Genomic DNA, 11,872 nt, shown 5'->3' with positions numbered 1-11,872 from the left:
CATTTCCGAGATCAGGATGCTGTCAACGGGCGAGGTGGAGGCCGGCGGCGATGGCGCGCGCGATCGTGCGCTCGACGCTCGGCCAGTCGTACACGACCTGCGCATAGTCGAAGCGCAGCACGGTGAACCCGCGCAGGCGCAGTTCGGCATCGTGGGCGATGTCCTTGCCCCGCTGTGCGGACGTACGGTGATGGGTGTAGCCGTCGATCTGCACGACCAGGCGCTCGCCGATCAGGATGTCGACGCGGCGGCCCGCCACGACCGCCTGCTGCGTCATGGGTACGCCCCAAGGACTCAGCCGCACGATGACCTGCGTTTCGAGGCCGGAGTCGGAAAGGCCGCGGACCTCGAGCGCGAGCGCGACGGCCTCGGGGGAACGCCAGCGCACCCGTCGCAGCGTGTCCAGGGAGATCCCTTCCGTGCGGACCGCCGACTCCCATACGACCCGCGCGGCCTCGGGGGACAGGCAGCGTGCGATATGGCGCAGCGCGTCCTCGGTCGACTCGAGCAGACTATGCGCCGCCGGTGGGGCGAGTGGAATGCTCCAGTGGGCGACCGCATCCGCGGGCACGCCGTCGGATGCGGCGTGGGGCCGTAGATGCAGGTGGGGCCGATCGACGAGCAGGGGCGGCAGCCACCAGCCGCGATGCCGAGCGACCGAGACGCACGCCAGTCGTGCTCCCGCCTGCGCTGCAGCCAGCAGGTCCGGCGGTGCGGACGATGTGGCGATCCAGGACCTCCGGACGATGCGGATGCGGCCGGCGGCAGCCTCGGCGCGGACGGCGCGCACGCCGAATCCGGCCTCGGCGGCGACCGCGCGATGGGCGAGCCCGCCCTGTGCGGCGAGCCAGGGAGTGAGGGACATCCCGCCATGCTGCGTCGACGTCCGCATCCCTGCTGTGCCGTGGAGCGACGTCTGTGGCAGACCCGCCGCGCTGCTCGGGCGGGGGAGGAGGTGCCACTGTCTCGGAGATCGGCGCCGAACTCGGAGGCTTCGGACCGAAACCTCCGAGAAGTGCGCGGAGCTCCGAGAACCGCGCGACGAGCAGGCAGCTCAGACGAGCAGAGAGCTCAAGCCGCCCCGACGCGCGCCGTGCGCGTCAGAGCGAGATGCGGGCGACGACCTCGCCGAACTCGGTCTCGCCGACAGGCTCGAAGCCGACCCGGCGGAAGAACGCCTCGGGACCGCCCTCGCCCGCCTCGTAGATGACGTCGACATGGTCCATGCCGCGCTCGCGCGCCTCGTTCATGAGACCTTCGATCGCGAAGCGGCCGATGCCCTGGCCCTGGTCGTCGGCGTCGACGTTGATGCGCCACAGGACGGAGCGGAACCACTCCTGCGTCTCGTGCTCGTCGAAGTTCGCGCTGACGAACCCGACGACGTCGTCGCCGGCGAGCACGACGCGCTGCCAGCTGGTGCGCGGGTCGATCACGGTCGCCGCGACCCCGTAGCTCACCGGGGCGAGGAACTGTTCCTGCCCGGGTTTGAGCGACATGTTGTTCACGGCGACGATCGTCGCGGCCGACAGCTCTTCGAGGCGCAGTTCGGTCATGGTCACAGGCTAACGCCTGCCGCCCGCCCGCGGGGAGGGATGCGCGCCGTGTGAACTCTCGGGCCCGGATGCCGGACGAACCCGGCCGTCGGGTGGGGGAGATATCTCGACATCGAGATAACCGGACCGGGTGCGATAGGCTGGCGGCTGACCCTCGACGCCTCTATGGAGAGACAAATCCGTGCCTGATTCCACGATCATCTACACGCACACCGACGAGGCTCCGGCGCTCGCCACCGCATCCTTCCTTCCCATCGTCCGCGCCGTCGCCGGCCAGGCGGGGGTGGAGATCGCGACGCGCGACATCTCGCTCGCCGGTCGCATCCTCGCAGCCTTCCCGCAGCGGCTCACCCCCGAGCAGCTCGTCGGCGACGCGCTCGCTGAACTCGGCGCGCTCGCGACGCTGCCGGAGGCGAACATCATCAAGCTGCCGAACATCTCGGCATCGATCCCGCAGCTGAAGGCCGCCATCGCCGAGCTGCAGGCGCAGGGCTACGACATCCCGAACTACCCCGACGAGCCGAACGGCGTCGAAGAGGAGAGCGTCCGCGCACGCTACGACAAGATCAAGGGCTCGGCGGTCAACCCGGTGCTCCGCGAGGGCAACAGCGATCGCCGCGCCCCGGGTGCGGTGAAGAGCTACGCGCGCAAGCACCCGCACCGCAACAAGGCGTTCACCGAGGGGTCGAAGACCCGCGTCGCGACCCTGGGCCACGACGACTTCCGCTCGAACGAGATCTCCTGGGTCTCGCCCGACGACGACACCCTCACCATCCGCCACGTGGATGCGGACGGCACCGAGACCGTGCTGAAGTCCGGCCTCAAGGTGCTCCCGGGCGAGATCGTGGACGCCACGTTCCTGTCGGCGGCCGCGCTGGACGCCTTCCTCGCCGAGACGCTGGCGACGGCCAAGGCCGACGATGTGCTGTACTCCGTGCACCTCAAGGCGACGATGATGAAGGTCAGCGACCCGATCATCTTCGGCCACGTCGTGAAGGCGTTCTTCGCCGATGTGTTCGCCCGCTACGGCGACGAGCTCGCCGCGGCGGGGCTCACCGCCAACGACGGCCTCGGCGCGATCCTCTCCGGGCTCGCCGGCCTCGAGAAGGGCGGCGAGATCGCCGCCGCGTTCGAGCAGGCGATCTCCTCGGGGCCGCGCCTGTCCTACGTCAACTCCGACAAGGGCATCACGAACCTGCACGTGCCCTCCGACGTGATCGTCGACGCGTCCATGCCGGCGCTGATCCGCAACGGCGGCAAGCTGTGGGGCGTCGACGGCGGCGAGGACGACACGCTCGCGGTCATCCCCGATTCCTCCTATGCCGGCGTCTACCAGGCCGTGATCGAGGACGTCATCGCGCACGGCCCGCTCGACCCCGCCACGATCGGCACCGTCCCGAACGTGGGACTCATGGCGCAGGCGGCCGAGGAGTACGGCAGCCACGACAAGACGTTCGAGATCGCCGCCGCGGGCGTCGTTCAGGTCGTCACCTCCGAAGGTGAGGTCGTGCTCGAGAGCGCGGTCTCGTCCGGCGACATCTGGCGGGCCACCCAGACCAAGGACATCGCCGTGCGCGACTGGGTGAAGCTCGCCGTCACCCGCGCTCGCGCCACCGGCGTGCCCGCCGTCTTCTGGCTCGATGAGGGCCGCGCGCACGACGCGCAGCTCATCGCCAAGGTGCGCACCTACCTCGCCGAGTACGACACCGAGGGCCTGCAGATCGAGATCCTCGCGCCGACGGACGCGACGCTGTTCTCGCTCGAGCGCCTGCGCGCAGGGCAGGACACCATCTCGGTGACCGGCAACGTCCTGCGCGACTACCTGACGGATCTGTTCCCGATCCTCGAGGTCGGCACGAGCGCCAAGATGCTCTCGATCGTCCCGCTGCTCGCCGGCGGCGGACTGTTCGAGACGGGCGCCGGCGGCTCCGCGCCCAAGCATGTGCAGCAGCTGCTCGCCGAGGACTACCTCCGCTGGGACTCGCTGGGCGAGTTCTTCGCGCTCGCCGCATCCTTCGAGCACTTCGCGACCTTCACCGGCAACGTCCGCGCGCAGGTTCTCGCGGACACGCTGGACGCCGCCACCGGCACCTTCCTCGAGAACGACAAGTCGCCCGGCCGCGCCCTCGGCACGATCGACAACCGCGGCAGCCACTTCTACCTCGCGCTCTACTGGGTGCAGGAGCTCGCCGCGCAGTCGGCGGATGCGGAGCTGGCCCGCGCGTTCGCGCCGATCGCTCAGGAGCTCGCCGCAGCCGAGGAGACGATCGTCGCCGAGCTGCTCGCGGTGCAGGGCAAGCCCGTCGACATCGGCGGCTACTACCACCCGAGCCCGCGTCTGGTCGAAGAGGTCATGCGTCCGTCCGCGACGCTGAACCGCATCATCGACGCGATCTGACATCGCACGAAGAAGGGGTCGGATGCGGATGCATCCGGCCCCTTCTTCGTGCGTGCGGCTCAGTAGTGGACTGAGACCTCGGACCCCTTGGAGAGGAACTCGTAGGCCCAGGCCGCCTGATCGATCGGCATGTTGATGCAGCCGTGGCTCATCGGGTGGCCGAAGTTGTTGTGCCAGTAGGTGCCGTGGAAGCCGATGTCGGGGGCGAAGTACGTGACCCACGGGACGTCCTTCGTGCAGTACGTCGACGTGGGCGTGCAGCCCATGTCCTGCATGCGCACGTGGGCGAAGACGGTGAACTCGCCCGTCGGCGTGGCGTTCGCGCCGAGACCCGAGGAGATCGGCCAGCTGTTCACGACCTGACCGTTCTCGTAGAAGGTGGCCCGCTGCGTGCTGAGGTTGACGTCGGAGTAGCGGTGGAGGGCGGTCGTCGTGAACGGCGCTTCGGTCACGGGCAGCTGGTACGCCGCGTCGCCGGCGGCGAGCTGAGCGGCGAAGTCGTCGGCCACCTGGGAGGTGTCGCCGAGCGTGCGCCCCACCGCGCCCGGCGTGAGGTCGCGAAGTACCTCGCCCGCGGCGTTCGTGACGACGGTGGCGTCGACGGGCGCGCGGTCGACGAGCGGACCCAGCGTGTCGACGGTCTTCTGGATCGCGTCGGCATCGGCCGAGAGGGTGAGCTTTCCGTCTTCGGTTCCGAGCTTCAGCCAGGATGCGGCCAGTGCGCGGTCCACGGGGACGGTGCGCTCGTCGCCGACGTAGAAGCCGATCGTGTCGAGGATGCCGTTCAGCCGCGCGACCGACGTCTCGGCATCCGCTGTCGTCACGGCGGCGTCCACCGGCACGATGGACGCGTCGATCGTGATGCGATCCCCGCCCGATGAGAAGGCCTCGGCGAGGGCGGTGCGCACCTGCTCGAGGTCGATGCCTTCTCCGGCCGCTGCGGGGGTGGAGACGTAGGAGGCGCTGGCCGCATCGAACGTGACCGTCGCGTCGGTGGGGTCGGTGTAGGCGCCGGGAGCCGCCTCGCGAAGCGCCTCGGTGGCGATCGCAGGATCGAGCGTCACGTCGGCGACGAGCGGCTCGGAGTTCCACTGGGTCACGTTCCAGAGGGGGTGGGCGTCGAAGGCCTGCTCGGCGATCGTGCGCGCGTCGATCGATGCGCCGAGCTCGGCGCCGGTGACGGTGACGTCGCCGTCGGGGGTGTTCAGCACGACGGTGGCGCCGGCGAGGCGGGAGGTCAGTGCGTCGGCGGCGCCGCCGACGGTCATGCCGCCGATGGGAACGCCGGCGACGGCGGTCCCGGGGGCGATGAGCACGAGCGACGCCGTGACGGCGGCCACCGCGAGGACGCCGGAGGGGATGCCGATCCAGAGGCCGAGGTGGCGCTTGCGCGGCTTGGGCTCTTCGGGGGCCCACGCGTAGACGGGCGTCGTGCCGTCGCCGGACCCGGCGTCGGTCTCGTCCGCCGCCGTGTCGTTCTGTGCGTGCGGTCCGGTTACCAGATCCGTCACACCATCACCCCCGTGCATCGTGTGCTGTGTCTCCCCAGGGTACGCGAGCAAGTCTGATAAAGGCGTGGTCAGAGTCCGATCTCCGACAACGTTCCGATCACGGCGCCGTGTAACAGTCGTGTGACGAGCGCGCCGAATGCTTGCGTCATGTTTGTTCGTAAGGTGTACTAACAAACATGACTGCATCGGAAGTGCAGCGCGGCGCTTCTCTCTCGGAGCCCGCGCACACCCACACGACCTCTCGTGTCGGCGCCTTCGCCCCCGGCCGCGCGCTGCGCGCCGGAGTGAAGGTCCTGCCCGAGCACGCGCGCGGACACAACCGCTCGCTCGTGCTGCAGACGCTCTTCCACCGGGGAGCGATGAGCCGCGCCGACCTGTCGCGGGAGACCGGGCTCACCCGTGTCACGATCTCGGACCTCGTGGCCGAGCTGATCGGTGATGGATTCGTGGTCGAGAAGGGGATGCGCGAGGGCAGCCGCCCCGGCAAGCCGGCCATGCTCGTCGACGTCGACCGCGCCGGTCACCGCATCGTCGGGCTGGACCTCTCCGGCAGCGATGTCTTCATCGGTGCGGTGCTCACGCTCGACGGCGACATCGTCGCGCGCGCCGAGACCCCGCATCCCGCCGCCGCATCCGAGGTTCTGGCGGCCGTCATCTCGCTCGCCGAGCGGCTGGTGGCGGACGCGAAGGCGCCCGTGCTCGGCGTCGGGGTCGGTACTCCCGGCGTGATCGACGATCGCGGCACCGTGCTCACGGCGCCCAACATGGGGTGGGCCGGATTCGATCTCGAGGGCGTGCTGAGCGAGGCGCTCGGGCTCGAGGTGCTCGTCGCCAACGACGCGAACGCCGCCGTGCTGGCGGAGTACACCTTCGGCGGCTCCGGCGACGACGTACTCCTGGTGAAGGTCGGCAGCGGTGTCGGATCGGGCCTGCTCGCGGGCGGCCAGCCGATGCGCGGCAGCCGCTTCGCCGCGGGTGAGATCGGTCACGTGACCGTCGGCACCGACGGCGGTCCGCTCTGCGCGTGCGGCAAGGTGGGCTGCCTCGAAGCGTGGCTCTCCGTCCCGGCCCTGACGGCCAGAGCGGATGCGGCCGCCCCGAGCGAGCGCGACACGGTCCTTCGGGACGCCGGAGAGCGCCTCGGTATCGCGCTCGCCCCCGTCGTGGGTGCGCTCGACCTGTCGGAGATCGTTCTCTCCGGCCCCCCTGAACTCCTCGGCGGTGTGCTTGCGCAGGCCACCGCCGAGGCCCTCCGCACGCGGACACTCGCCCCCTTCCACGAGGGCGTCCGGGTGCGGATGACGGAGCAGGGCCAGGACATCGTCCTGCGCGGTGCGGCCGTCATGGTGCTGTCGGCGACGCTCGGCGTCTCCTGACAGCGCCTCCCCGTCAGCGCCGCCGGCGCTCACGGTCTCATCATCAAGAACAGAGGACAGCACATGAAGAAGTTCCTCCCAGCCGTCGCCCTGATGGGCGCATCGGCGATTGCGCTTGCCGGATGCGCGGGGACAGGAGGCGGCTCGTCGAGCGGCGGCAGCGCGGAGATCCGTGTCTGGCTCGTCGGAACCGACACCCCTCAGGATGCCCGCGACTATCTCGTGAAGACGTTCGAGGACCAGAATCCGGGTTCCACGCTGGTCATCGAGGAGCAGCAGTGGACCGGACTCGTCGACAAGCTCACCACGAGCCTGTCGTCCAACGACAGCCCCGACGTGGTCGAGATGGGCAACACCCAGGCTCCGGCGTTCACCTCGAGCGGAGCACTGCTGAGCCTGGCCGACATCGAGGACGAACTCGGCGGCTCGGACCTGCTGCCCGGATTCGTCGAAGCGGGCAGCTGGGACGGTGACCTGTACGCCGCGCCCTACTACTCGGGCTCCCGGGTCGTCTTCTACAACACGGCGCAGTACGCGCAGGCCGGTGTCTCGGTGCCCACGACCCTCGACGAGTACGTGTCGAACGGCGTGACCCTCGCGGCGGCCCTCCCCGGTGTCTCGGGCGTCTACTTCCCCGGTAAGGACTGGTATAACGGCCTGCCCTTCATCTGGGAGAACGGCGGCGAGATCGCCGTGCAGGCGAGCGACGGCAGCTGGGACGCCCAGTTGTCCAGCCCGGAGTCGATCGCCGGCCTCGAACAGGTGCAGGAGCTGATGACGAAGGCGTCTCTGGCGCCGAAGGACGGCGACGAGACCGAGGGATGGGTGCCTTTCCGCACCCAGCAGTCCGCGACATACTCCGCGCCCAGCTGGGCGTATTGGTCGATCGTCGCCGATGAGGACAAGCAGGCGACGGCGGTCGCCGAGACGACCGGCGAGTTCGCCCTCCCCGGTGCCAAGGGTGGGGCGGCGCAGGTCTTCGCCGGCGGCTCCAACGTCGGCATCGCGGCCAAGTCGAAGAACCCCGAGCTGGCGAAGTCGGCGCTGGAGATCATGCTGAGCGACGAGTACCAGACGATCCTGGCCGAGGCGGGTCTCGTCCCCGCGAAGACCTCGCTGGGTGACAAGGTCGCCGCCGCCACGCCGGAGCTCGCCTCGGTGATCGCGTCGGCTGCGGCCAACGCCAAGCTCACGCCGGCATCGCCGAACTGGGCGGATGTGGAGGCGAAGGGCATCATGCAGGACCTGTTCGTCAACATCGCCGGCGGGGGCGACATCGCCTCGCTCGCGGCTGCCGCCGATGAGCAGATCGAGTCCATCCTCAACGGCTGATCCACCCTCAGCGACGAGTCGAGACTCGCCTGTCGTCTCGGCTCGTCGCTGCGTTCTCCGTGGGGTGCCCGCCACCGGGCGCCCCACGGAGAAGCGCCCCTATCCGTTCTAAGGAGTCACCGTGGCCGTCGCCACCGAGCTGCCCGTCGGCACCGTCGCCGTGTCCGGGCCTCCCCCCGCCCCGCGGCGCCGCCGTCGCCGCGCGCTCACCCCGCTTCTGCTCCTGTCGCCCGCTCTCGTCATGCTCGCCGTGTTCATCGGCTGGCCGCTCGTGCAGATGGTCGTCATGTCGTTCCAGGAGTTCGGCCGGGCGCAGATCTTCGGTGCCCCGCCGTCCTTCGTCGGGCTCGACAACTACATCGCGGTCCTGACGGATTCGGGATTCTGGCAGGTGCTCGCGCGCAGCGTGGCGCTCTGCGTGGTCTGCGTCGCGGCGACCATGGTGCTGGGCGTCCTCGTCGCGCTGCTCATGACGAAGCTCGGGCGCGTCATGCGCACCGCCGTCTCGGTCGCACTCCTGCTCGCCTGGGCGATGCCCGCGCTGACCGCCACGATCGTCTGGGGCTGGATCTTCGACACCCAGTACGGCCTCGTCAACTACGCACTCACCCAGCTGACCGGTACCGACTGGACCGGACACAGCTGGCTCATCGATCCGATCAGCTTCTTCGCCGTGGCGGCCATCATCATCACATGGGGCGCGATCCCCTTCGTCGCCTTCTCGGTGTACGCCGGACTCGGGCAGGTGCCCGACGAGGTCCTCGAAGCCGCCCAGCTGGACGGAGCGGGTGCCTTCTCGCGCTTCCGTCTCATCGTCTTCCCCTACCTGCGCTCGATCCTCATCGTGCTGTTGATCCTCCAGGTCATCTGGGACCTGCGCGTGTTCGCGCAGATCTACGCCCTGCAGACGATCGGAGGCGTCCGCGCGGACACCAACACCATCGGCGTGTACATCTACAGCGTCTCGATGGCCTCCGGCGACCTCGGCTCCGGCGGCGCGATCTCGGTCATCCTCGTGGTGATCATGCTCGTGATCTCGGGCTACTACATCCGCTCGATGCTCCGTCAGGAGGAGGCATGACCACGCGAGCACGCACCCGTACCGGTCGGGTCCTGCTGAACCTCTGCGCCCTGGTGGTGATCGTGTGCGCGGTGTTCCCCGTGTACTGGATGATCAACACCTCGCTGCTGCCCGCATCCGCCGTGCGCGGCGCGACGCCGCACTTCTGGCCCGACCAGTTCACGCTGCGCAACTACGCCACGGCGCTGGGTGAGGGCGGCTTCCTCGGCGCGCTCGGCACCTCGGTGACCGTGACGGGCATCACCCTCGTCGCAGCTCTGCTGTTCGCGTTCCTCGCGGCCGTCGCGCTCTCGCGCTTCCGGTTCCGCAGCCGCAAGAGCATCGTCGTCGCGATCCTCGTCGTGCAGATGATCCCCGCGGAAGCCATGATCATCTCCACGTTCCGCGTGCTGGACGGCTGGGCCCTGGTCAACACGATCGCCGGCCTCAGCCTCGTCTACATCGCGATCGTGCTTCCGTTCACGATCTGGACGCTCCGCGGATTCGTGGCGGGAGTGCCCGCGGAGCTGGAGGAGGCGGCGATGATCGACGGCTGCAGCCGCACGGGCGCGTTCTGGCGGGTCACGTTCCCGCTGCTCGCCCCTGGCCTCGTCGCCACCGGTGTGTTCGCGTTCATCCAGGCCTGGAACGAGTTCGTGTTCGCGCTCGTCATCCTCACCCGTCCCGACCCGCAGACCCTGCCCATCTGGCTGCGTGCGTTCGTGCAGGTGACGAAGGCGACCGATTGGTCCGTCGTCATGGCCGCATCCACCCTGATGGCCTTGCCGGTCGTCGCGTTCTTCCTGATCGTGCAGCATCGCATGACCGGGGGACTGGTCTCGGGCGCGGTGAAGGGATGAGGGTCGGACTCGACGTCGGCGGCACGAAGACGGATGCGGTGGTCGTCGACGCCCGGGATCGGGTGCTCGCCTCCGTGCGGCTCGCGACCCTGTGGGGTCCGGTGGGCGTGGTGGAGACCGTCGCCGATGCCGTCGCCGCCCTCGGTGCCATGGCGGGCATCGACGCCGCGCAGTTCTCGTCGGTCGGAATCGGAATGCCGGGACAGGTGCGTCCGGGGTCGGGTCGTGTGACGCACGCACTCAACCTCGGCGTCGCGGATCTCGATGTCGCCGCCGCCGTGGCGCCTCGATTGGGGCTGCCCGTGCACGTCGAGAACGACGTGAAGGCGGCAGCCCTCGGAGCCGCGGCGCTGGATCGGCCCGGAGCGAGCCTGGCGTTCTTGAACCTCGGCACCGGCGTCGCAGCCGGCATCGTTCTGGGCGGGCGGCTCTGGCGCGGCGCCGGCGGGTCCGCCGGCGAGGTCGGCCACATCAGCATCGATCCCGCCGGACCGCTGTGCCGTTGCGGAGGTCGTGGATGCATCGAGGCGCTCGCCGGGGGAGCGGCGATCGCCGACCGCTGGGGACGCCCCGCAGCCCTCCCGGTGCGTGACGTCTTCGACGCCGCGGACGCGGGTGATGCCCTCGCGACGGTCATCCGTCGCGATCTGGCCCGCGCGGTCGCAGCGGCCGTGCGCATCCTCGTGCTGACGGCCGACGTGGAACGGGTCGTCATCGGGGGAGGACTCACCGCGCTCGCCGACCGGATGGTGCCGGAGGTGCGCGTCGAACTGGAGCGCAGCGCCGCCGCATCCCCGTTCCTGCGCTCGCTCCGGCTCCCGGACCGGATGCAGGTGCTGCCGGCGGGGTCGCCGGTCGCGGCGATCGGTGCGGCGATCGGGGGAGGAACCACAATCGAGCAGGAGGTGAGCGCACGTGGCTGAAGTGGTCATCGTCGCATCGGAGCAGGAGGGCGGCGCGATCGTCGCCGACGAGATCGTTCGGCTGATCCGGAATCGGGAGGACACCGTTCTGGGACTCGCCACGGGCTCGACGCCGCTCCCCGTGTACGAGGCGTTGCGGGAGCGCGTCGGAGACCTCGACGTGTCGCGGGTGTGCGGGTTCGCGCTCGACGAGTACGTCGGGCTGGATCCGTCGCACCCCGAGAGCTACCGCTCGGTGATCGCCCGTGAGGTGGTCGAGCCGCTGGGCCTGGACCCCGCCCGCATCCACGTGCCCGACGGCCGCGAGGCGGGCAGCGCCACGGCGGGCGAGGAGTACGAGCGCGCGATCCGGGAGGCGGGCGGTGTGGATCTGCAGATCCTGGGGATCGGCACCGACGGGCACATCGGCTTCAACGAACCCGGGTCGTCGTTCGCGTCGCGCACGCGCGTCAAGACCCTGACCGCGCAGACCCGCGAGGACAACGCCCGCTTCTTCGCCGATGCCTCCGAGGTGCCCCGTCACTGCATCACGCAGGGGCTCGGCACGATCCTCGAGGCACGGCACCTCGTGCTCCTCGCCTTCGGACAGGAGAAGGCGGATGCCGTCGCCGGGGCTCTGGAGGGCCCGGTCACCGCGATGCTCCCCGGCTCCGCGGTGCAGCTGCACCCCCATGTAACCGTCGTCGTGGACGAGGCCGCCGCATCCCGTCTGCGCCTGACGGACTACTACCGCGCCAGCTGGGAGGGCAAGCCCGCCTGGCAGGGGCTCTGACCACTCCATGTCCCAGGTGCCGCAGAGCATGTCCCACTTGCCGCAAGAAACCGGCGTCGAAGTTGCGGCAAGTGGGACATGCCCGTG

General features: G+C 69.8%; 10 protein-coding genes. 7 read left to right on the top strand and 3 right to left on the bottom strand.

Annotated elements, in window-relative coordinates; genetic code table 11:
* Window positions 1-22: 22 nt before the first annotated feature.
* Both QE377_RS03560 and QE377_RS03555 read right to left on the bottom strand, forming a co-directional pair.
* Window positions 23-865, bottom strand: a complete 843-nt coding sequence (locus QE377_RS03560; protein ID WP_307319735.1) for an endonuclease domain-containing protein — start codon at window positions 863-865, stop codon at window positions 23-25.
* Window positions 866-1,100: 235 nt separating this feature from the next.
* Window positions 1,101-1,553 (bottom strand): N-acetyltransferase, encoded by a 453-nt coding sequence (locus QE377_RS03555; RefSeq protein WP_307319733.1) that lies wholly within the window; start codon window positions 1,551-1,553, stop codon window positions 1,101-1,103.
* A gap of 181 nt (window positions 1,554-1,734) precedes the next feature.
* On the opposite strand from QE377_RS03555, the gene QE377_RS03550 reads away from it, so the two are divergent.
* Window positions 1,735-3,951 (top strand): NADP-dependent isocitrate dehydrogenase, encoded by a 2,217-nt coding sequence (locus tag QE377_RS03550; RefSeq protein WP_307319732.1) that lies wholly within the window; start codon window positions 1,735-1,737, stop codon window positions 3,949-3,951.
* 59 nt (window positions 3,952-4,010) lie between these two features.
* Here QE377_RS03550 and QE377_RS03545 read toward each other — a convergent pair whose 3' ends face one another.
* A complete protein-coding gene (locus QE377_RS03545; protein WP_307319731.1) occupies window positions 4,011-5,462 on the bottom strand; it encodes a L,D-transpeptidase family protein in 1,452 nt (483 codons plus the stop codon).
* Window positions 5,463-5,638: 176 nt separating this feature from the next.
* Between QE377_RS03545 and QE377_RS03540 the strand changes: the two genes are divergently transcribed.
* From QE377_RS03540 to nagB, 6 genes are all read left to right on the top strand, one after another.
* Entirely contained in the window at window positions 5,639-6,838 is a 1,200-nt protein-coding gene (locus QE377_RS03540; RefSeq protein WP_307319730.1) for an ROK family transcriptional regulator, read from the top strand.
* Window positions 6,839-6,901: 63 nt separating this feature from the next.
* Window positions 6,902-8,170, top strand: a complete 1,269-nt coding sequence (locus QE377_RS03535; RefSeq protein WP_307319729.1) for an extracellular solute-binding protein — start codon at window positions 6,902-6,904, stop codon at window positions 8,168-8,170.
* A 121-nt stretch (window positions 8,171-8,291) separates the two neighbouring features.
* Window positions 8,292-9,251: a carbohydrate ABC transporter permease gene (locus QE377_RS03530; RefSeq protein ID WP_307319727.1), complete on the top strand. Its 960-nt coding sequence runs from the start codon at window positions 8,292-8,294 to the stop codon at window positions 9,249-9,251.
* The gene (locus tag QE377_RS03525; protein WP_137416277.1) at window positions 9,248-10,090 is read left to right on the top strand and encodes a carbohydrate ABC transporter permease; all 843 of its coding nucleotides are present in this window, start codon (window positions 9,248-9,250) and stop codon (window positions 10,088-10,090) included. The genes QE377_RS03530 and QE377_RS03525 overlap by 4 nt, the downstream gene beginning before the upstream one ends.
* Window positions 10,087-11,013, top strand: a complete 927-nt coding sequence (locus tag QE377_RS03520; RefSeq protein ID WP_307319725.1) for an ROK family protein — start codon at window positions 10,087-10,089, stop codon at window positions 11,011-11,013. Before QE377_RS03525 ends, QE377_RS03520 begins: the two co-directional genes overlap by 4 nt.
* A complete protein-coding gene (nagB, locus tag QE377_RS03515) occupies window positions 11,006-11,785 on the top strand; it encodes a glucosamine-6-phosphate deaminase (RefSeq protein WP_307319724.1) in 780 nt (259 codons plus the stop codon). The genes QE377_RS03520 and nagB overlap by 8 nt, the downstream gene beginning before the upstream one ends.
* Window positions 11,786-11,872: the final 87 nt, after the last annotated feature.

This window comes from Microbacterium sp. SORGH_AS_0862 (assembly GCF_030818795.1).
Lineage (GTDB): Bacteria > Actinomycetota > Actinomycetes > Actinomycetales > Microbacteriaceae > Microbacterium.
The sequence above is the reverse complement of the archived record's forward strand: the minus strand, read 5'-3'. Positions and strand labels throughout refer to the sequence as shown.

What these genes read in the sequence shown, in the direction of transcription:
- QE377_RS03560 (WP_307319735.1), bottom strand. Translation starts at nt 865, where the DNA reads ATGTCCCTCACTCCCTGGCTCGCCGCACAGGGCGGGCTCGCCCATCGC.
- QE377_RS03555 (WP_307319733.1), bottom strand. Translation starts at nt 1,553, where the DNA reads ATGACCGAACTGCGCCTCGAAGAGCTGTCGGCCGCGACGATCGTCGCC.
- QE377_RS03540 (WP_307319730.1), top strand. Translation starts at nt 5,639, where the DNA reads ATGACTGCATCGGAAGTGCAGCGCGGCGCTTCTCTCTCGGAGCCCGCG.
- QE377_RS03535 (WP_307319729.1), top strand. Translation starts at nt 6,902, where the DNA reads ATGAAGAAGTTCCTCCCAGCCGTCGCCCTGATGGGCGCATCGGCGATT.
- QE377_RS03525 (WP_137416277.1), top strand. Translation starts at nt 9,248, where the DNA reads ATGACCACGCGAGCACGCACCCGTACCGGTCGGGTCCTGCTGAACCTC.
- QE377_RS03520 (WP_307319725.1), top strand. Translation starts at nt 10,087, where the DNA reads ATGAGGGTCGGACTCGACGTCGGCGGCACGAAGACGGATGCGGTGGTC.